Annotated in this window: 20 protein-coding genes; 8 read left to right on the forward strand and 12 right to left on the reverse strand. The window is 41.7% G+C overall.

The genetic code is table 11. The annotated features are described in order from the left end of the window. Window positions 1–25: 25 nt before the first annotated feature. Both IPM71_04945 and lysS read right to left on the reverse strand, forming a co-directional pair. Entirely contained in the window at window positions 26–1867 is a 1842-nt protein-coding gene (locus IPM71_04945; GenBank protein ID QQS52081.1) for a type IIA DNA topoisomerase subunit B, read from the reverse strand. A gap of 300 nt (window positions 1868–2167) precedes the next feature. After that, window positions 2168–3889, reverse strand: a complete 1722-nt coding sequence (lysS, locus tag IPM71_04950; GenBank protein ID QQS52082.1) for a lysine--tRNA ligase — start codon at window positions 3887–3889, stop codon at window positions 2168–2170. 151 nt (window positions 3890–4040) lie between these two features. Here lysS and IPM71_04955 point away from each other — a divergent pair, with 151 nt between their 5' ends. Then, window positions 4041–4385, forward strand: coding sequence for a hypothetical protein (locus tag IPM71_04955; GenBank protein QQS52083.1), 345 nt, complete (start codon window positions 4041–4043; stop codon window positions 4383–4385). Between the two features lie 220 nt (window positions 4386–4605). On the opposite strand, the gene IPM71_04960 is transcribed toward IPM71_04955, so the two are convergent. Next, entirely contained in the window at window positions 4606–5172 is a 567-nt protein-coding gene (locus tag IPM71_04960; protein QQS52084.1) for a hypothetical protein, read from the reverse strand. 188 nt (window positions 5173–5360) lie between these two features. Between IPM71_04960 and IPM71_04965 the strand changes: the two genes are divergently transcribed. Continuing rightward, window positions 5361–6149, forward strand: a complete 789-nt coding sequence (locus IPM71_04965; protein ID QQS52085.1) for a hypothetical protein — start codon at window positions 5361–5363, stop codon at window positions 6147–6149. A gap of 36 nt (window positions 6150–6185) precedes the next feature. Here the strand turns inward: IPM71_04965 and IPM71_04970 are convergent, their stop codons facing one another. Beyond that, window positions 6186–7073: an EamA family transporter gene (locus IPM71_04970; GenBank protein ID QQS52086.1), complete on the reverse strand. Its 888-nt coding sequence runs from the start codon at window positions 7071–7073 to the stop codon at window positions 6186–6188. Between the two features lie 171 nt (window positions 7074–7244). Here IPM71_04970 and IPM71_04975 point away from each other — a divergent pair, with 171 nt between their 5' ends. Next, window positions 7245–7853, forward strand: a complete 609-nt coding sequence (locus IPM71_04975) for a DUF502 domain-containing protein (protein ID QQS52087.1) — start codon at window positions 7245–7247, stop codon at window positions 7851–7853. Window positions 7854–7889: 36 nt separating this feature from the next. Here the strand turns inward: IPM71_04975 and IPM71_04980 are convergent, their stop codons facing one another. The 8 genes from IPM71_04980 to IPM71_05015 form a co-directional block, all read right to left on the reverse strand. Beyond that, on the reverse strand, window positions 7890–8132 hold the full coding sequence (locus tag IPM71_04980) for a CDGSH iron-sulfur domain-containing protein (protein QQS52088.1): 243 nt from the start codon (window positions 8130–8132) through the stop codon (window positions 7890–7892). 127 nt (window positions 8133–8259) lie between these two features. After that, window positions 8260–9045 (reverse strand): SDR family oxidoreductase, encoded by a 786-nt coding sequence (locus tag IPM71_04985; GenBank protein ID QQS52089.1) that lies wholly within the window; start codon window positions 9043–9045, stop codon window positions 8260–8262. 333 nt (window positions 9046–9378) lie between these two features. Beyond that, window positions 9379–9846: a MaoC family dehydratase gene (locus IPM71_04990; protein QQS52090.1), complete on the reverse strand. Its 468-nt coding sequence runs from the start codon at window positions 9844–9846 to the stop codon at window positions 9379–9381. A gap of 96 nt (window positions 9847–9942) precedes the next feature. Then, entirely contained in the window at window positions 9943–10995 is a 1053-nt protein-coding gene (locus tag IPM71_04995; protein ID QQS52091.1) for a T9SS type A sorting domain-containing protein, read from the reverse strand. 335 nt (window positions 10996–11330) lie between these two features. Further along, entirely contained in the window at window positions 11331–12926 is a 1596-nt protein-coding gene (locus tag IPM71_05000; protein ID QQS52092.1) for an FAD-dependent monooxygenase, read from the reverse strand. A gap of 4 nt (window positions 12927–12930) precedes the next feature. Further along, the gene (locus IPM71_05005) at window positions 12931–13635 is read right to left on the reverse strand and encodes a methyltransferase domain-containing protein (GenBank protein ID QQS52093.1); all 705 of its coding nucleotides are present in this window, start codon (window positions 13633–13635) and stop codon (window positions 12931–12933) included. Then, window positions 13625–14725 (reverse strand): type III polyketide synthase, encoded by a 1101-nt coding sequence (locus tag IPM71_05010; GenBank protein QQS52094.1) that lies wholly within the window; start codon window positions 14723–14725, stop codon window positions 13625–13627. Before IPM71_05010 ends, IPM71_05005 begins: the two co-directional genes overlap by 11 nt. Window positions 14726–14727: 2 nt before the next feature. Further along, entirely contained in the window at window positions 14728–15633 is a 906-nt protein-coding gene (locus IPM71_05015; protein ID QQS52095.1) for a UbiA prenyltransferase family protein, read from the reverse strand. Between the two features lie 453 nt (window positions 15634–16086). Here IPM71_05015 and IPM71_05020 point away from each other — a divergent pair, with 453 nt between their 5' ends. The 5 genes from IPM71_05020 to aroA all read left to right on the forward strand — a co-directional run bounded on the left by IPM71_05020 (window position 16087) and on the right by aroA (window position 19996). After that, window positions 16087–16740 (forward strand): NAD(P)H-binding protein, encoded by a 654-nt coding sequence (locus IPM71_05020; protein QQS52096.1) that lies wholly within the window; start codon window positions 16087–16089, stop codon window positions 16738–16740. A gap of 150 nt (window positions 16741–16890) precedes the next feature. Then, window positions 16891–17241, forward strand: a complete 351-nt coding sequence (locus IPM71_05025; GenBank protein QQS52097.1) for a DUF3127 domain-containing protein — start codon at window positions 16891–16893, stop codon at window positions 17239–17241. Window positions 17242–17309: 68 nt separating this feature from the next. Then, a complete protein-coding gene (gene mnmD / locus IPM71_05030) occupies window positions 17310–17963 on the forward strand; it encodes a tRNA (5-methylaminomethyl-2-thiouridine)(34)-methyltransferase MnmD (GenBank protein QQS52098.1) in 654 nt (217 codons plus the stop codon). Between the two features lie 88 nt (window positions 17964–18051). Beyond that, a complete protein-coding gene (bcp, locus tag IPM71_05035) occupies window positions 18052–18516 on the forward strand; it encodes a thioredoxin-dependent thiol peroxidase (GenBank protein QQS52099.1) in 465 nt (154 codons plus the stop codon). Between the two features lie 214 nt (window positions 18517–18730). Next, entirely contained in the window at window positions 18731–19996 is a 1266-nt protein-coding gene (gene aroA / locus IPM71_05040) for a 3-phosphoshikimate 1-carboxyvinyltransferase (protein QQS52100.1), read from the forward strand. Window positions 19997–20000 lie beyond the last annotated feature (4 nt).

Raw genomic sequence — 20000 nt, forward strand, 5'->3', positions numbered from 1 at the left:
CCGGATTTATCATAGCATCTATATTCTAAACTTCAATCAGGTCTAATTCAACCCTTAAATTTTCAATAATAAACTCTTGCCGCTCGGGCGTGTTTTTGCCCATGTAAAAAGGAAGAAGCTGGTTAATCAGGTCGTCTTTCTTAAGCGAAACAGGATCCAGGCGCATGTCTTCGCCAATGAAATTTCTAAACTCATCGGGCGAAATCTCACCTAAACCTTTAAAACGTGTTATCTCAGGGTTAGTTCCCAGCTGACGCATGGCGTCCTGCTTCTCTTCTTCGCTATAGCAATAGAAAGTTTTTTGCTTGTTTCGAACCCTAAACAAGGGGGTTTGAAGTATAAACACATGCCCGCGACGCACCAACTCTGGAAAAAACTGAAGAAAAAATGTAAGCAGCAACAAACGAATGTGCATACCATCTACGTCGGCATCGGTAGCAATTACTACACTATGGTAACGGAGATTTTCTATATCGTCTTCTATATTCAGGGCTGCCTGAAGCAGGTTAAACTCTTCGTTCTCGTAGACAATTTTCTTGGTGAGCCCAAAGCAGTTAAGTGGTTTCCCTTTTAAACTAAACACAGCCTGTGAACCTACATCGCGCGATTTGGTGATGGATCCACTGGCCGAGTCACCTTCGGTGATGAAAATTGTCGATTCGAGTCTCCTTTCGTGCTTCGAATCGAGGTGAATACGGCAGTCGCGAAGTTTTTTGTTATGCAAACTCACTTTTTTTGCCCGCTCACGTGCCAGTTTCTGAATACCAGATATCGCCTTTCGTTCCTTTTCGCTCTCCTGAATTTTTTTATTCAGAATATCGGCGGTTTGCGGGTGTTTATGAAGGTAATCGTCTAATTCTTTCTTTAAAAAATCGTTGATGTACTTGCTCACAGACGGACCATTGGGCCCCATATCGCGCGAACCCAGCTTTGTTTTGGTTTGCGATTCAAACACCGGCTCTTCGACCTTAATACTAAGGGCTGCTATAATGGAAGTACGTATATCAGAGGGGTCGAAATTCTTGTTGTAAAACTCGCGAATGGTTTTTACATAGGCCTCGCGAAAAGCCTGCAAGTGTGTGCCACCCTGGGTTGTATTCTGTCCGTTAACAAAGGTATAGACGTTTTCTCCGTATTGTTGACCATGGGTAATGGCCACTTCAATATCTCCGTTTTTCAGGTAAATAATCGGGTACATGGGTTCGCTGTCCATGTTTTCCTCGAGCAAATCGCGTAAACCATTTTTCGAATGATACTTATTGCCATTAAAGGTAATTGTAAGGCCGGCATTCAGATAAGTATAGTTACGGATGAGTGCTTCGACATATTCCTCAATAAAGCGGAAATTACCAAAAAGCTCGGTGTCGGGTGCAAAAGAGATGAAAGTACCATTCTGTTCTTTGGTCTGGATTTCAGGCTTATCTTCAATCAACCCACCCTCGGAAAAGCTTACTTCTTTTGCTACGCCTTCGCGCACGGCCTTTACTGTAAATGCTTTCGAAAGGGCATTGACCGCCTTTACACCTACTCCGTTTAAACCTACAGACTTTTTAAACACAGTCGAATCATACTTTGCTCCGGTGTTCATGGTCGAAACTACTTCCTTTACTTTTCCAAGCGGAATACCTCTTCCAAAATCGCGCACGGTTACAATTTGTTCCTCTATGGTGATGTCGATGTTTTTTCCAAAGCCCATCATAAACTCGTCAATCGAGTTGTCGATTACTTCTTTCAGCAATATATAAATACCATCGTCGCGCGAGGATCCATCGCCCAGTTTGCCAATGTACATTCCCGGCCGCTTGCGTATGTGTTCTTTCCAGTCGAGGGTGCGTATGGCATCTTCAGAATAATTCGCTACTGACATAACTTTCTTATGGTTTGCTGCAAATATATAATTTAAAGGGCGGGGTGCTAAATTTGTTTATCAACCCGTAATTAACAGGGAAGGTTTTCGTGTGTTAATTCGTTGTAGCGTTGATTCTTAGTAAAACTACGCATGCAGCTTGAGCAAAAAAAAGCAGGAACCCTTCTGGATCCCTGCTTTGTGTGTCAATCAATCAATAACTTAAAAAGCTATTGATTAAAGGTAGGTTCTTTTGCAGCAAAGTGCAAATAAGTTTCTATCAAGTAGATAATTTCCACTTCTTTGGAAGAGCTTTTATTTTTATTCAATCCATCGGGCCACTTCGTCCTGTGAGGGATTTGCGAAGCCTAGTTTGTTCTTTTTGTTATACCCGCAAATTTCCTGGTGCAGTTTGGTTGCTTTCTCTACCGATTTAAGTGCCGAAACTTTTTTGTAACCCAGGGCATGCAGCACCTCTACCCATTCAACCGGAACACCTTCGGCCACATATTTTTCTGCCGGATCCATCGTATCTTTTTTCTCAGGCCTCATTTGAGGGAAGAAAAGCACATCCTGTATCGAATGTTGATTGGTCATGAGCATGGTAAGGCGGTCGATACCAATTCCCATACCTGAGGTTGGGGGCATGCCGTATTCGAGTGCACGGACAAAATCCATGTCGATAAACATGGCTTCGTCATCGCCTTTTTCAGAGAGTTTTAGCTGATCCTGAAACCGATCTAGTTGATCAATGGGATCGTTCAGCTCGGAATACGCATTGCACAGTTCCTTGCCATTTACGATCAGCTCAAAACGCTCAGTAAGTTGGGGGTTACTGCGGTGTTTTTTACACAAGGGCGACATTTCAACCGGGTAGTCGTAAATAAAAGTTGGCTGAACGAGATGATCTTCGACCTTTTCGCCAAAAATTTCATCGATCAGCTTGCCTTTGCCCATCGAATCGTCAACTTCCACATGCAGTTCTTTGCATACTCTGCGCAAGGCAAGTTCATCCATGCCTGCAATATCAATTCCAGTGTATTTCTGAATGGCTTCGAACATGGTCATTCGGTCGAAATGTCCAAAGTCGATGGTTTTTTCACCCACCTGAATTTTTGTGGTACCATGCAAATCCATGGCTACTTTCTGAATCATCCGGGCTGTAAAATCCATCATCCAGAAATAGTCCTTATACGCCACATAGATTTCCATTACCGTAAATTCCGGATTATGGGTGCGGTCCATTCCTTCGTTGCGAAAATCTTTGGCAAACTCGTACACGCCATCAAAGCCACCAACAATAAGCCGTTTAAGGTATAACTCGTTGGCAATACGAAGGTACAAGGGTATATCCAGTGCATTGTGGTGTGTGATAAATGGCCGTGCAGCAGCTCCTCCGGGAATAGGTTGCAGAATAGGTGTTTCTACTTCGAGGTACCCACAACTGTTGAATAGTTCGCGTAAAGATTGAATTATCCGTGTGCGTTGAACAAATACTTTTCTCACTTCGGGGTTCACAACCAGGTCGACATAGCGCTGGCGATAGCGAAACTCGGCATCGGTAACGGCATCGAAAAGAACACCGTCTTTTTCTTTTACAATGGGCAGTGGACGAAGCGATTTCGAAAGTACCAGCAATTCTTTTACATGCACGGTGATTTCTCCCATTTGGGTTAAAAATACAAAACCCTTTATGCCAATAAAATCGCCTATATCGAGCAGCTTCTTAAAAACAGTATTGTAGAGCTCTTTGTCGTCGCCCGGACATATTTCGTCGCGGTTAATGTACAATTGAATGCGCCCCGACTGGTCCTGTATTTCGGCAAAGGAAGCTTTGCCCATAATACGCTGGCTCATCAGACGGCCTGCCAGCACCACCTCCTGTAAATTCTTCAGCTCATCGGAATACTGTTCTTTTATTTCTTGGGCATTTACATTCACTGGAAACAAAGCTGCCGGATAGGGATCGATACCCATTTGCCTTAAAGTTTCGAGCGAATTGCGCCGGATTATTTCCTGCTCGCTTAGTTGTAGCTGACTCATTGAATGGCTTATTAAAAATTTTGGACAAATATATAAAAAACGGCTTATGGCCTGTAAGAAATCTTGCCTTGGTCCGGGTCGAATTTGATTGGTTCCATTTGTTACTCAAAACTTTTTTATACCTTGGTTATATCAATCTAATACTTATCGCATGAACCCAGTAAAATCTTTCATTCCTGTAACCAGTTGGTTGTTGAGAATTTCGGCATTCTCGATTATTTATTCCTATGAATACATCGAAACTGCCGTGCGTTTTGGATTTAACAACCTTGCTTACTTTTTCAGCCTGGTATATTCCACGCTTGCCGTATTGCTTGTTATTGGCGGATTTCAGAAATCGGAAAACCTATCGGTAATTACGGGTATGTTACTTGCCATTATTTGCGTGACCGACCTCATTTTTGGAATTCAATTCAGTATTCCACATACCATTAAGCTTTTTCCATTGTTTGCATTGGGGGTTTTCTTTATGGCCCGTGGCAATGCCAGTAAATGAAGCTCCTCGCAGCAAGCTGACGGGGTATCTACAAAGGATTTTATTTTATTCGCCTCAAGAGGCGGGGTATTTACCCGCGCACCCGCTTTCAGTCCCGATTTAAATCGGGATTCGACTATAAAATTTCATTTCGTGAACTCATGAAATTTAAGTCTCACGAATAAAAAAAGCCTTTGCAATTTGAAATGCAAAGGCTATTTTTTATTCTTTAGTCAGAAGTTTATAATTCTTCGGTGCCTTCTTCCACATCCAGAGGTTCAGTGCCATAAACTACCCCTTCGATATAGTAACCCGGAAACTCACCATACCCTCCTGTAGCCTGCCGTTTAGTGACCAGTACTACTGTGCCACTCATAGAGGCAGCTTTTTTCTGCAAGCGGATAGTAGCATTGGTTTTTGCTGCTTTCGGACTACGTGCACTTGGCGAGGATTGAGATTTTACAACTCCCCGGCGGTGTAAATAAGCCACATCCTGAGGATCTTCTGTTAGCCATATGGCTTCCCATGACATGTCGTCGACCATAATGGCAACCATCGGATTAAAATCTTCTACACGTCCGTTTCTGTAGACTATTTTATGAATTTCTTTACGCGGCAGGGTAAAGAGCTCATCATTGTCGGGAAACATAAAACGAATATAGGTTGTTGTTACCTTGGTTACGTTGGCAAGTAAAACTTTGCCTTCTACTTTAATAATGGTGTCGAGCGCTTCGTTTTGCGCAAAAGATGCTGGTGAAAAGAAAAACCCTGTGAGCACAAACAGGGATATTATTGCAATTTGCTTCATAGAACAGATTTTTCTCCTTTTTAACAAATTATGTGCCACTCATACAAGTGGTCAATTTCGCTTGCATATACGAAAAGATGTCCTTGGGGTTTTAAACCTGCCAAAAAATATTTCGTGCTTGCAAGATATCGGTTCGCAAACATACAAAACCAGCATGAATTTTCACAATAGTTTTATATTTGTTCCACATGAACAGTTTAAAAAAATACTCCTTCAATGCCTTTCCAGCTAAACGTATTTTGCGCCGCATGGGTCTTTTCCACGATCAGGATGGTATTATGCGCCGGTATATTGTGGAGCAGGAAAATTGGAAGCAGCATTTGGATTTTTGCACACATTTTATTGAACAAGCTGTATCCCGACTTAGTCCTGCCAGAGTAGCTGTGCTCGGAAGCGGATGGCTGTTGGATGTTCCGCTGGAGTTTTTAAGCCAGCACTGCAAAGAAGTACACCTTTACGATATCCGTCATCCGCGACCTGTAGCGCATAAAATGAAGCAATATAGGAATGTAGAACTATTTGAAATGGATATCACGGGTGGAATGATTGAATATATATATTCCCGGGTACGCACTTCCGGTGAGATACCAAATGGCAACTTTCCAGAAATTCTGTTCTCACCTGTCAAACAAGTCGATTTGATTGTTTCGCTCAATATTCTCAACCAACTCGATTGCCTGATTGCTGATTACCTGAAGAGTCGATACAGCCTAAAAGAAACTGCATTGATCGAACTAAGAAAAAAAATTCAACAAAACCATTTAAATAGCCTTCCTGCGGACAGATCTGTCCTGATCAGCGATTATGAAGAGCAACGCTACGACCGGACAGGAGAACTCAAATCGACCCATCCCCTGCTTTTTGTGGATTTTCCTGAAGGGAACTTTTCGATGGAATGGGGATGGAAGTTTGATAACCATATGACTTACCACCCTAACCGGATTACTCATTTAAAAGTGAAAGCTATTCAGATTTAAGTGTTATCATGAGTAAAAGGAAAGAAGCACTACTAGCTATTTCTTAGAAGGTCTGTAATACATTACAACCAGCGACATGCCTACCAGAATTATGCCTGCCACCACTACCCATTCAGGCTTTTCGTCGGGCAATATCAGCCAGCTTAGTATGGCTCCCACCACGGGAATGATAAATTTCCAAACTGTTATTTCCGATACTTTTACTCCAGGCATGGTAAGCACAATAAACCAAAGCGAAAAACCAATGGTTGCAATGAGCACCAACCAAGCCATCGAAAGGTAAAAAACAAGTGGCAAGGGGGTGTATTGATAATCTTCAACAAGCAAGGCCAGTAGTAGAATGGCCAAACCGCCCAGTATTAGCTGCACAGCATTAATAAATACCGGATTCAAAGGCACCCTGTTGTTCGAGATTAAGATGTTACCAAAACTTCCCGATAGGTTCGAGACAATTAGAATACCTAAGCCAAGCCAACTTAATTCTACACTTAAAAATCCTCCAAATCGCCCCAACGCAATAATTCCAATACCCGACAAGCCGGTAACAATGGCCAATGACTTACGTTTTGTAAGAGGTTCGTTTTTAAACCACCTTGCAAAAAGCGCAATAAATAAAGGCCCCGAACCCACTACCAGAGCAGTGACCGAAGCAGGCACCATGTTGATGCCCACATGAAACAGGCTGTAAATTAAAAAAGTGGAAAAGAATGCCAGCTTAATCACATAAACCCGATAGGGCCATATTGCTTTTAAATTTGCACCAATATTGCGGCAAAAGGGCAAGATAACTAGTCCGGCAAGGGTAAAACGTAAGCCTGCAAGATGCAGGGGAGGCATGCAGGTAAGACCTAATTTGATTACTGCAAAGGCTGTAGACCATACCAAACAGGCAATAATGGCTAAGATGGTGCTTTTTTTCAGCAATGTTTTTGGTTATTCGGCATGATTCAATGAGCTTGTAAAGATGAAAAATCATTGTCAAAAATACAGTTCGCTGCACGGTTTAATTTCAACTGCTGAAGTTAATTTTTTTGTTAGGGTTGGCTGTACGCTATTTACGGCTTTTGCCATACCTTTGAAATAAAATATAACTAAATGACATTTTCAACGAAGCTAAAGGATTTTGCAATCACCACCCTCATTGGGGGTTTAATTGCAATTCTGCCGTTAACACTTCTTGTGCTGGTATTTAAATGGGTGATAGGCATAGTGATTGGTTTTTTGCGCCCGATTGTATCGCTCATACCAACGCGCACCGATTGGCAGGAAGCCTTGGTTTATGTTCTCACTATTGTGGCTATTACCGGAACCTTTTTCCTTGCAGGGTTAATTATTCGTACCCGAATAGGTCGGATATTTAACCGCATTCTGGAAGACAAGTACCTGATGAAAATACCGGGATACAAGGTAGTGCGGGGAACCATTCTGCAGATTTTCAGCAAAAACAGCTCTTTTTTTTCAGAGGTTGTACTGGTTGATCCATTTAACACCGGAACACTGATGACCGGTTTTATTACCGATAAGCATGGAGAATATATTACAGTGTTCGTACCTACCGGCCCAAATCCTACCTCAGGAAATATTTTTCATGTAAAACGCGAAAAGGTTATTTTTACTTCAACCCCAGCCGATGTGGGTATTAAGAGCATTATTGGGTGTGGAGCTGGTTCGAACGAAGTGTTTAAAAGCATTGTACAAAAATAATCCTACACGAATTAGAATCTACTTAAACTCTGCCATTTAGAGAAATTCCATGTGCGAGCCATCGCAATAGGGTGGTGTTTTGGTGTGCTTGCACTGGCACAAGGCTTCGGTAATTGACTTCTCTGGTTTAAAAATTAAAGGCGTGTATGAGCCGCCTTTGTGCGCTCCGCTGCACCAGGGCTGGTTGGGCGATTTTCCGCATGAACACCAGGCATAAGTTTTCCCACTCTCAAGGTCAATTAATACAGGTTCTGCAGCAGCTATTTTAGGCGTTTCCATGGCAAATTGTTTAAATTATCGGTAAATCAGGCAGGCTTTTCAAAAATGAAAATCGTCTGCCTTGATCTAAACATTTCTGCACTAACAAAATGAACCGCTTTCTGGTTCAACAAAAACCTAAAACTCCTTATTCCGTTTTCAGGTGCAATTTCTTAACCATTGCACGGGCAATGCTGCGTGGAGTAAACCGAACTGACAACACAACCAGTTTATTCATGGCACCATGAATGGCAACTACCTTACCTTTAAGCATTTTCTTGTATCCATAAACAGCAACTTCTTTTGATGTAGCTACTTTCAAAAAGCGGCCCATTCTCGAAGTATTCAGGTTGGCCACTTCCTGAAACTCTGATTGTGTAATACCCGGACAGAGTGCGGTAACAGTGACCCCTGTTCCTTGAAGTTCGCTCGCCAAAGCCTCGGAGAAAGCAAGCACATAATGTTTGGTGGCATAGTAAATGGCCATGAGTGGCCCGGGGAGAAAAGCTGCCGTGGAGGCTACATTTATTATCCGTCCGTTTTTCCGCTCAAGCATTTCGGGAAGGTAGACTTTAGTCAAATGTGTTAAGGCTTTTATGTTCAAATCGATCATAGAAGCTTCCTTCTCCCAACTGGTTTCCGAAAAGGGACCCACATCGCCAAAGCCTGCATTGTTAATCAGGTAGTCGACCGAAATTCCTTGTTGTTTGGTGGTCTGGTAAAGCTTCGCTGCGGCATCGGGTTTTGAAAGATCCAGTGCAATTACACTTACCTTTACTTTGAAAGTTTGCTCTATTTCCTTTTGAATTTCAAGTAGTCTATCCTCTCGTCTTGCTACCAATACCAAATTACCTCCCGTGGCGGCATGAACAAGGGCCAACTCGTAACCTATTCCGCTGGATGCTCCAGTAATAAGTGCTGTTTTGTTTTTCATGTTTTTTTAGCTCGTTCTTACTTAAAAGTAGCAATTCAAGATGAAGAAAGTTCGTTCGATAGTTCTATTTTCTTATAATCAGTTGCAATTCTGCCTCTTAAAAGCTTTATTTTTAAGCCTAGCCCACGCTCACCCCTCATTCCCCTGAAGGGGATGACCCGCGTACTATTCCGTTTAGGGAAGAATGATGCATGCTAGCGAATAAAGAACAAATGCTTCATATTCTTAATCGTGAGATTTAAAATATACGAGTTTAAGAAATAAAACTTAAGTCTCACGAATAAAAAAAAGGCCGATGATTTCTCACAGGCCCGAAAGTATAATTGAAAAATCTTACTTATTAAAATGGTAAAGAAATACGACTGTAGCTTCGAAAGCTGGCTTTTTGGCGCCCTCCACTTCCAGCGAACAGCTCATTTCGGTTTTGGTTGTTCCACGTAAATCTTTAATCGACTGAAGGGTACAGCGCAAGCGGACTTTTCCGTTTACCGGAACAGCCTGGTTAAAACGAAGATTCTCGATGCCATAGTTAACCATCATCTTCACATTTTTAAACTCCACAATTTGCTCCCACAAATAGGGCAACAGCGATAAAGTTAAATATCCATGGGCAATGGTTGTTCCGTATTGCGACTCGGTTTTGCAACGCTCAGGGTCGGTATGAATCCATTGGTGGTCGATGGTAGCTTCGGCAAACTTGTTAATTTGCTCCTGGGTTATCTGATGATAGTCGGACACGCCAATTTCCTTGCCCAGGTAAGAGGCAAACTCATCGTAACCATTGATTATTTTTTTGCTCATTCGGCTATGCTTGTTAGCGGGTTAAGGACACAAAAATAGAAATTATGTCTAAACAGGTACTTATTAATTCAAATTAGTTTAAAATACATTCGTGCTTTATTGGTTGTTCGCTCTGATAAAAGGCTTACTTACAAGCTTTCCGTTACTAACAACCTTAAGCAGGTACATACCCTCGCCGAGGAAACTTACATCGTATACGCCCTCTGCATTTGGTTCGAACTGTTTTATCAGTCTGCCATCGAGGGTAAATACCTGAAAGTTTTGAAGTGGCGAGACGCCAGGAGCAAGCACCGACAAATTTTGCCCCACTGGATTGGGAAATAGCTGTAATTCATTTTCGAAGTCTGGTTCATTAATTGCTGTTCCGGCATCGCCGCCCAAGGCGTTCACTACGGCGCGGGCAAAATGAGGGCCAGCATATTCGTTGGCAGCTGTATTTGGATGCGAATCGTCGCCATCGTGGCTGCGTTCATACTCATACTTTAAACAGTATTGAACACCATTGGTTGGTGAAGCGCTTTGTTCGGCCACAAGACCAAAAAAATCGAAGATATAAATGTTCGGGTGATCCTGGCTATCTTCTGTGAGGAAATCGTTCTTCACCCAATCGACAAATTCTCCTGCGCGGGCAGCCACATCGGCACTGGTAGAAAGCCGGTGCAAGGGGGCAAGGGTCCATAGCATGAATTTAGTTTCGGGCATGGTATCCATCATCTGGCGCAGTGCCCTGTATTGTGCCTGGTAGTTTTCGATTGTTTGCGAAGAGGAACTCACATCGGGATTTCCCGTATTGGCACCAATAGAGGCTCCCGGAAAACAGTGTTTGAAAATAACCAGTTCACAACCTTCGGCAATACTTCCGATGCACTCAATGCCAGGCTGAACGTTGTCGCACGAGCCATCGATCCATAGTTTCCAATAGTCATAAGCATAGTTCGACCAGCCCCAGGGTGAATCGGGATAACTGCGTTCTTCGATGCTGAAGTCGGTTCCGTTTCCGAGGTTATAATCACTAATCCACTCTGGCACATTACCTTCGGAATACACATTGCCTCCGGTTGAGTGATGCAGAAAAACAGCGTGATTCTCCTGAGCATTCGATAGTATTGCCAGGCTCATGCCAAGAATTGTAAAGAATAATTTTTTCATTTTGGATAGGGTTTAGGTAACTGAAAATCAAAAATAAGCTTTTTATAAGCGATTTTTTACTCAAAGAAATTAACCATCCTCTCGATTATGCAGTTTCAGAACTTAGCCTTTCTTTATTGAAAGATGAGAATCGTAGAATATTTCAATTACAGCTAGTATTTTTTTCAAAACAAAAGCTATTGATTAGCCTTTGTTATACCTTTTATATTTTAGTTTTATATGCCCGGATTTACCGATGGTTTATTGGCACTAGCGTCTATTGGACATGAAATATAAATGCGGGGGAGTGTTAAAAAAACAAAGCAAATTTTTCGTTAGAGTGAAGATTTTGCACGCTATCGCTTAAGGTAATGATAAAGGTATCTTTCCAGGTGGTTATAATCGAAAGCAGACGAGCGATAAGCCACATACATGTCTGGTCGCACAAGATAGAAACCGCTTTTTTTAATGCCGAATTGATCAAATAAGTGTTTTTTTTCTCCAGAGAGATATAGTTCCTCTATGTTCAGTATAGAATGATATTTCTGAGCAATGGCATCTATATTAAACGAGTTGCGTTCATCGGTAAACACAAAGAGTGTAAAATTTATTCTGTCGATTCTGTCCTGGATGTTTATTACATTCTCTTTGTCAGTGTAAACTAAATAAGGAAATCGATCTCCAGGCTTTGGGGAATGCCTTGGAAAACTTCCAAATGATGAAGGTTTCTTCAATGTATTTTTCCGATAATTTATGCCGGTTCCTGAAAGTGCCTTGAAAAAAGAGTTGGAAAGCTTCTTTCGCTTCTCTACCTGCACAAATATCCTATTCAATATAAAGGGAAGCGCTTGTAAACGAATTGTTTTAATCAACACATTTGGGCTTGTTACCAAACTGTAAAATAATCCTGTAAAATGGGCTGTCCGCTTTGCAATGCCTATTCTTTCCGTGGCATAACTTTGTAAAAGTGCAGGATGTGCTTTTTGCTTTATTACAAAGGAAAGTTTCCATGCCAGGTTATAGGCATCTTGTATTCCGGTATTCATTCCCTGTGCGCCCACCGGGGTAAATGTATGAGCAGCATCGCCAGCCAGGAAGATGTTGGTTTTTTGGTACACCTTTGCATATCGCTGATGGGAGTGTGAAACCGAAAACCATTCTGGATTGTATAGGCGTATTTTTGTCCGAAGCCTCTCGGCAAATTTTACTTCCACATCCTCAAAAGTAATTCTGTCCTTCCCTTCCAAGTTTTTTGGAATAATGCCGTCAATCCGCTTTCTGCCCTCCTTAAGCGGGAAAAATCCGGAGGTGGAATAGTTTGAGAATGAAAAGCACATTTCATCAGCCGGCAAATCAGTTTCAGCCTTGCAATCGATTATAAACAAAGAAATTGGGTGCCGTTTTCCAATAAATGGAATTTTCAATTGTTCGCGCACAAAGCTGTTTCCTCCATCGGCTGCAACCAAATAGTTCGACTTGATTATTTCTTCTTTTTCACCTTCTTTTTGCACCACTGAAGCAATTGGCACCTCCCCTTTCGAAAAACTTTTCAATTCTGTTTTCCACTCAATTGTGCGACCCTTCGAAAGAATAAAATCGATTAACAATTGTTCGGTTTTCGATTGTTCAATCAGATGCAGATTTGGAAATTTTGAAAGACCCTGTCCTATATCTCTTAAGGAAACATGTGCTTTTTTTACCCCGTTAAAAACAACACTAAGGTCATTGGCAAGAATTGTTTCCTGCAAAGCTTTTTCGGCTATGCCCATTTGGTCAAAAATCTCCATTGTTCGGGCATGGATTATTAATGCACCAGAATAAGTAGAAGGGTGTGACTTCTTATCAATAATACGAAAAGGAATCTGGTGAATGGCCAGTTGGCAAGCCATCATCAGGCCTGTTGGTCCAGCCCCGGCAATTAAAACTTCGATGGGTTTATCAGTACTTTCCATATTTTTAAATGTATCCCACCACTAGAAAACGAAAAGGCCATGCTTTATAAATGGAATAGTTTTTTATGTTTGCTGTAGCCATGAGTTGCCCTATTTCGTTAAACCTAAAGCCCCTGAGAACGGAGATCGGGCCATCATTTTTTGCCAATTCAGATCCATTCAATAACCTTGGGAACAGCCAGGCTGCACTATATGCCATCCAATTTCTTTTCAAATCGTTGATAACAAAACCACATTGAAGGTTTTGTTTGAAATACACAAATAAGTCAACCAGCTCTTCGTGGCTTAAATGATGACAAAATAAAGAGCAATGCACAATGTCTATATTTTTGTTTTCCGAAAGGAAATCGGAGTAATTCATGCAAACTCCATTAATCTCAGGATATTCGGCACAATGCGTGTTTAAATAAGCAATGGCATCAGGATTGAAATCTACGCCTGTTAATTGTACTTTAAGATTATTCTTCCTTGCCCAATTGGCAATATTTACTAAGAAATCGCCACTTCCACAGCCCAGATCCACGATGTGATATGTTTTGTTATGAATGTAAACCAATTGTTTTATCCCTTTCATGGAAATTCTATATCCTCCTGTAAACTTGTTTAGGAAATCGAGTTCTTTCAGGTTTTTTCGAAGTAGGTTGGCATCAATGTTTGGTTCATCAAGCATTTCCTTCTGTAAGGAACGGTGTTTAAACTTATTCGGCATAGGTAAACTTTGCTGTTTCGATGCTTAATCCCGGTCCAAACCCAATGGCAAGTATGGTTTCTTCGGGTTTATGACTTGAATGCATCATCTCATTCAGTACAAATAAAATGGTGGGAGAAGACATATTTCCATTTTCCTCAAATACCTTGTAGGAATGTTGCAAATCTTCGGTGCTAAGTTCCAGTTGCTTTTTTAGGGCATCCAGTATTCTTTTACCACCAGGGTGCACAGCCCACTTATTTATTTTTAAAGGGTCGATATTCAGGTTTAAGCTCGCTTTTGAAACAATTTCCTTTGAATGACTGCCTATAAAATCAGGTATTGCAGGATCTAAAACCATTTCGAAATTTAAAGACTTAATGTTCCACGCCATAAAGTTTTTTCCTTTGTCCAGCAACAGCGAGTAAAAACCATTCATTTCCAATCCTTTTTGGCTATTCTGTTTGGCAGCCTTATTCGAAACAACCAAAACAGCCGCAGCCCCATCGCCGAAAATGGTGTTCGACAACAAATTATCGGTATTGTCCTTAGGTTGAAAATGTAGGGTGCACAACTCCACACACACTACCAGCACTTTTGCATTTTCATCGGTTTTGACAATCATATCTGCAATTTTCAGGGCCGGGAATGCAGCATTACAACCCATAAAATTTACCGATGTTCGGAAGATATCGTTGGGAAGCTGTAACCGCTCCATAATCTCGGTATCGATGCCGGGTGAATACAATCCGGTGCAAGTGACGGTAATTAAATGGCTAATTTTAATTTCCGCAGGGGTGCTATTCAACTTTTTAATAGCCTTGTGTATGGCATCAATTGCCAAAGAAGCAGCATGCTCTTTATACACGAGTAATCTTTCTTCCACATTTGGTGCTGTTTTACCGGTAGCAAAAATAATTCTGTCCGAACAATCAGGATTAAAGTCTGGAACAACGGAATAGCGCTTTTTAATACCACTTTGATGAAACAGCAATTTTAGCTTCCGCGATGCAGTATTATTTTTATAGGCCGTCTGCATGAATTTTAAGATATCCTCTTGTGGGGTGCAATATTTTGGTAAAGCAGTTCCGATTGAAATTATTCTACTCATTTTTAAAACCAGGTAAAGGATTTATTCAAAATCAAAATCAGGAAATATGAATTCATACAAGCGGATGTCAAGAGGTTCATAGTCATGGTATTTTCGAAATTAGCATACCGCGTGTCCTTGCGAACCTTATTAAACCAGATGTTCAATTTAATAATTACAGGAAGCATCATGATAATAAAAACGACCCATTGGCCCGGTTTGCTTGTTAAACTGAAATAATAAAAAAGGATTAGCGTGGCAATTGAAAACAAGATGGCTGAAAAAATAAAGGTTCCTTTATATCCAAGTTTATAGCTTATGCTGATTACCCCATCCTTTTTATCGGCCTCGTGCTGATAAATTTGGGTCAGGGGATAAACACTGCCAATAAATAAACTGGATACACTCATACAAATAATGTGATTAAGCGACAAAACTTCAACTGAAAAGCCGGAAATTGCCGTAAACGCCATCAGGTATACAAAGGCACCCTGAAAAATAAATACGGTTAGAAACCCAACGATGGGATATTTCTTTAATCGGATTCTTCTGTAGCTATAAGCCCTGGACATGCTTATAAAAATCAACACAAAAAGCGAAAAGAAAATTGAAACCAATAAAGCCAAAAGCACAGCCGCAATATCAAACATGAGGGTTACATAAAATAAGTTTTCAGAAACCTTTGGAGGATGCTTTAGCCCGCCTATACTACTCTCATCTCGATCCTGGTAACTATTATACCCATTGCTGGAGGGAAAAACCAAGAGGTGGAGAATAAAAAATGCAATGGCAGTGGATAGCCAGTTCACACTGTTTGCCTGACTTAAGGCAAAAAGAAACACAGGCATTAAAAAAAAAGAAAACGGAAAACGAAGGTGTTTTACGGTGCTACAATCAAACAAATAGGGATTGATAATGAATTTAGCCATTTCAGAGAATTTGTTAAATGATTAGCCTCTATTATGCCTGTTACAAATTTTAATTTTGCCCACGCTCACCCCTCTTTCCCCTTAAGGGGATGACCCCCGCGCTGTTCCATGAAGTGACTTAAAATGTGCTTTTTAGCAAAATAAACAGAAGCTTGAAATTAATATGAAACCAAGATTTATGTATCTTACTGTTATGATAATAGTTAATCATTATTTCTTAAAACCACAACATGTTAAATGCTATATTGTTTTATACATGCCTGTAATAAAATAATCATGTTAGGCTGGTGTTTTTTTACTTAGACAATTTCCGAATTTAGCAACTAAAAACCTAAGTCTTAAACATTCGGTCTTGTATTCTGTTCTTTTTACAACAAATCAACTACGGCATTCTGCAAATAAAGTGTATGTAGAAATAGATCAGTTTCCCGGCCCACAAATTTTTATTAACCCATGAAAAACACACTCGTTATTGGAAGCACCGGATTGGTAGGAAGCCACCTGGTTCGCGAACTGGAAGCCCATGCCGGCGTCGAAACCATTCGCCTTCTGGTAAGAAAATCCGGTGTTGCCGCTGGCAAAAAAACCGAAGTAATTGTAAGCGATTTCTCAAAAGAATCTTTGTCTGAGGCCATGCAAGGGATTTCAGCAGTTTTTATCTGCCTGGGCACTACCATTATAAAAGCCGGCAGCATACAAGCAATGGAAGCCATCGACCGCGATTTACCCATACAAATAGCCAGCTTTGCAAGCCAGAATGGTGTGAAACAACTGGCAGCAGTGTCTTCTGTCGGGGCTAATGCGAAATCGGGCAATTACTACCTGCGCATTAAAGGTGAAATGGAACAAGGCATTCAAAAAATTGGTTTCGAGAATCTTGCTCTTGTAAGACCCTCCCTTATTTTGGGAGACAGAAACGAAAAACGCTTTGGAGAAAGCTTCGCAAAAGTGATGATGCGAGCTGCAGGCTTTCTTTTCGTCGGCAAATTACGTAAATACAAAGCTATCCATGCACGCACCATTGCCCGTGCCATGATACACATTTTAGAGCAAAACAATCAAAAAATAGTGTTTGAGTCAGACACACTGCAGGTTTTAGGACAATAAAGCCTTTGAGGAGAAAACACAAACCAAAATCACTCCAGATACTTTCAATTCCAATTTAATTTAGTACACCCATCTGTCTGTATTTTTTTAGACAGAAGGGTAGCATTTTCGTTTTATTTGTAGTTTTTTTGTATTCCTAAACTAACACACATGGAAATTCAAGGTAAAATAGTGCAGCTGCTTCCGGAACAAAAAGGCGAAGGCCGCAACGGACAATGGCGCAAAAAAGAATATGTGCTCGAAACACAGGATCAATATCCCAAAAAAGTGATTTTCAATCTCTGGAGCGAAAAAATTGACCAATTTCCTGTAAAAGAGGGCGACAAAGTAAAGGTGCATTTCGACCTGGAAAGCCGGGAATTTAACGGCCGCTGGTATACCGATGTAAAAGCCTGGAAAATTGAAAACCAGGGTACAGCGCCCAGCAATCTCCCACCCCTGCCCGATGAGAATGCTTTCGATAACCCTCCTCTGCCAGGAGAAGACGATCTTCCTTTTTAAGTGAGAAATCTCCTCAGCATCTTGTTTCAATTCCTGCAATTCGCAGATCAACCTACTGTTTCTGACGGATGGAAGTAAAAATTATCGAAACCGCAGACGGTTCCTCGTCGTTATTTGTTCCCGGCCTTAACGAGTGCTACCATAGTGTTCACGGCGCAGTGCAGGAATCGATGCATGTGTTTATTGCAGCCGGACTGCAAAGCATATCCAAAAACTCCATTCGTATTTTTGAAATGGGTTACGGCACGGGCTTAAATTTTCTGCTGACCTACCTGAACCGGGGCATACATTCCATTGATTATCATGCCATCGATGCCTTTCCACTGAAAGATGCTGTGATAAAAAAGTTAAACTACGTTCAAAACCTTTCACTTAAACCGGAGGAAGCTGAACTTTTCGAACGTTTTCATCAATCGGAAGGAAGGGTGCTGCACCACGAATGTTTCAGCTGGCATAAAAGTAAATGTACGCTGGAAAACTACGAAGCTCAGGTAAAATTCGACCTCATCTATTTCGATGCCTTTGCGCCTGCCATTCAACCCGAACTCTGGACTATTGAGGTGTTTGAGAAACTGTTTGCCATACTAAACCCCGGCGGGATTCTTACCACCTATTGTGCCAAAGGACAGGTACGACGCAACATGCAGGCTGCGGGTTTTGTTACCGAAAGGCTGCCCGGACCGCCCGGAAAATTTGAAATGCTTCGTGCCAGTCATCCATAGCCGGTAGCCAACTATCATTTTTTTCTTTTACTTCCGAACAATTTCTCTTAAAGTGCTGTTTCTTTTCAAACTACAATTACCAAAAGAAATGGCATTTATCGAAGAAGGAAAAACAGCTCCCGAATTCAGCGGAACCAACCAGAAGGGTGAACGAATAACATTGTCCTCATTCCGGGGAAAAAAAGTAATTCTTTACTTTTATCCAAAAGACAACACACCGGGCTGTACTGCCGAATCATGTAACCTGCGCGACAATTACAGCAACCTGCTCCAGAAAGGTTTTGAGGTAATTGGTGTAAGCCCCGACAGTGAAAAGTCGCATGCCGGTTTCGCCTCGAAATACGAACTGCCATTTCACCTCATTGCCGATACCGACCAGAAGATTCTGAAGCAATACGGTGCCTGGGGACTTAAAAAAATGTATGGAAAAGAATATGAAGGTGTATTGAGAACCACTTATGTCATCAACGAGCAAAGCCTGGTAGAAAAACTTATCACAAAAGTTGATACCCAAAACCATAGTGCCCAGATACTTCAAGAGCTGGGCTTATAAAACAAATAGCCTCAATTTAACGCAGAAGCTTTCGGAAAGATTCCCTTAAAATTCTAAGGTATACTGGCTGTATAAACAAGCTTTCCAAAAATTTTTCGAAAGAAAATAGCTTCTGCGTTTTTTTATTCCCTTCAATTCTGTCGAAATGTTTGTCTTAATTTTTATCTGGTAAGCTTTTTATTATTTTTGCAAGCTGAATAAAAAACTACCTCCCTTGAAACTCATCTCACAAGGTTCGCACCTTTCGGGTACCATAGAGATTCCCGGATCGAAATCGCATACCATACGTGCAATTGCCATCGCCACCATGGCCGAGGGCATTTCTGTACTCCATTCTCCGTTAATGTCTGACGATACCTATGCGGCCATGAAAGCAGCCGAGACTTTTGGCGCAAAAGTGAAGCACATTGACGACAAACTGGTGATTGAAGGGATAGGCCACAATGAAATACCAGATAAGCTATTTATCGATGTGGGAAACTCAGGAACCACCCTGCGCATATTCACTGCCCTTGCTGCTACCTTTGGCAAAACCACTACTTTCGATGGCGATCATTCGGTGCGGCAAAGGCTTATGACTCCTTTGTTCAAAGCACTGCGCAGCATGGGTGCCACGATAGAATCGACAAACGACAAATGCCCCTTCACCATTACCGGACCTATCCAGGGAGGAAAAGCCAATGTCGATGGCATAAGTTCGCAGTTTCTTACCGCCTTGCTTTTTGCTACACCCCTTATCGAAGGTGACTCAGAAATCACCGTCGATAACCTGCACGAAAAACCCTATGTGCAAATCACCCTCGATTGGCTCAACAAACAAAAGATACACTATAAAAACCAAGGGCTCGATTGGTTTTCGGTAAAAGGAGGTCAGCGTTACCAGGCTTTCGAATCGCGCATTGCAGCCGATTTCTCCTCGGCTACTTTTGCGGTTTGTGCGGCTGCCATCACCCGCTCTGAAATACTTATCAGAGGGCTCGATTTCGACGATTACCAGGGCGATAAGGCCATTTTCGATTTTATGGCTCAAATGGGAATGGCAGTAACCCATACCAACGAAGGAGTAATCGTAAAATGTACTCAACTGAAAGGTGCCAGCCTCGATCTGAACGATACACCCGATGCACTGCCTGCGCTTGCTGTCGCTGCGTGTTTTGCAGAGGGCGAAACCATTCTTGGTAATGTAAAGCAAGCCCGGCTAAAGGAATGCGACCGGATTGCCGCCATTGCCACCGAACTTACCAAAATGGGTGCCAATATACGGGAATTGCCCAATGGTTTGGTAATTGTGGGAGGACCTCTTACAGGAGCAGAAGTGCACGGATACCACGATCACCGGATGGTAATGGCATTGGCATTGGCTGGCATGGGTGCCTCTGGTATCACGCACATCGATACTCCCGAAGCAATTTCGGTAACCTACCCCAGCTTTGTTAACGATTTTAAAAACCTCGGCGGCAACCTTCAACTGCAAGATTAACCGA

Source organism: Bacteroidota bacterium (genome assembly GCA_016699695.1).
GTDB lineage: Bacteria > Bacteroidota > Bacteroidia > Bacteroidales > UBA10428 > UBA10428.

Excerpts from the sequence above, each read along its gene's own strand:
- IPM71_05020 (QQS52096.1), top strand. The coding sequence starts at position 16,087 with ATGAAAAACACACTCGTTATTGGAAGCACCGGATTGGTAGGAAGCCAC.
- mnmD (QQS52098.1), top strand. The coding sequence starts at position 17,310 with ATGGAAGTAAAAATTATCGAAACCGCAGACGGTTCCTCGTCGTTATTT.
- IPM71_04955 (QQS52083.1), top strand. The coding sequence starts at position 4,041 with ATGAACCCAGTAAAATCTTTCATTCCTGTAACCAGTTGGTTGTTGAGA.
- IPM71_04975 (QQS52087.1), top strand. The coding sequence starts at position 7,245 with ATGACATTTTCAACGAAGCTAAAGGATTTTGCAATCACCACCCTCATT.
- IPM71_04995 (QQS52091.1), bottom strand. The coding sequence starts at position 10,995 with ATGAAAAAATTATTCTTTACAATTCTTGGCATGAGCCTGGCAATACTA.
- lysS (QQS52082.1), bottom strand. The coding sequence starts at position 3,889 with ATGAGTCAGCTACAACTAAGCGAGCAGGAAATAATCCGGCGCAATTCG.
- IPM71_04945 (QQS52081.1), bottom strand. The coding sequence starts at position 1,867 with ATGTCAGTAGCGAATTATTCTGAAGATGCCATACGCACCCTCGACTGG.
- IPM71_05015 (QQS52095.1), bottom strand. The coding sequence starts at position 15,633 with ATGGCTAAATTCATTATCAATCCCTATTTGTTTGATTGTAGCACCGTA.
- IPM71_04985 (QQS52089.1), bottom strand. The coding sequence starts at position 9,045 with ATGAAAAACAAAACAGCACTTATTACTGGAGCATCCAGCGGAATAGGT.
- bcp (QQS52099.1), top strand. The coding sequence starts at position 18,052 with ATGGCATTTATCGAAGAAGGAAAAACAGCTCCCGAATTCAGCGGAACC.
- IPM71_04960 (QQS52084.1), bottom strand. The coding sequence starts at position 5,172 with ATGAAGCAAATTGCAATAATATCCCTGTTTGTGCTCACAGGGTTTTTC.
- IPM71_05010 (QQS52094.1), bottom strand. The coding sequence starts at position 14,725 with ATGAGTAGAATAATTTCAATCGGAACTGCTTTACCAAAATATTGCACC.
- IPM71_04990 (QQS52090.1), bottom strand. The coding sequence starts at position 9,846 with ATGAGCAAAAAAATAATCAATGGTTACGATGAGTTTGCCTCTTACCTG.
- IPM71_04965 (QQS52085.1), top strand. The coding sequence starts at position 5,361 with ATGAACAGTTTAAAAAAATACTCCTTCAATGCCTTTCCAGCTAAACGT.
- IPM71_05000 (QQS52092.1), bottom strand. The coding sequence starts at position 12,926 with ATGGAAAGTACTGATAAACCCATCGAAGTTTTAATTGCCGGGGCTGGA.
- IPM71_05005 (QQS52093.1), bottom strand. The coding sequence starts at position 13,635 with ATGCCGAATAAGTTTAAACACCGTTCCTTACAGAAGGAAATGCTTGAT.
- IPM71_05025 (QQS52097.1), top strand. The coding sequence starts at position 16,891 with ATGGAAATTCAAGGTAAAATAGTGCAGCTGCTTCCGGAACAAAAAGGC.
- IPM71_04980 (QQS52088.1), bottom strand. The coding sequence starts at position 8,132 with ATGGAAACGCCTAAAATAGCTGCTGCAGAACCTGTATTAATTGACCTT.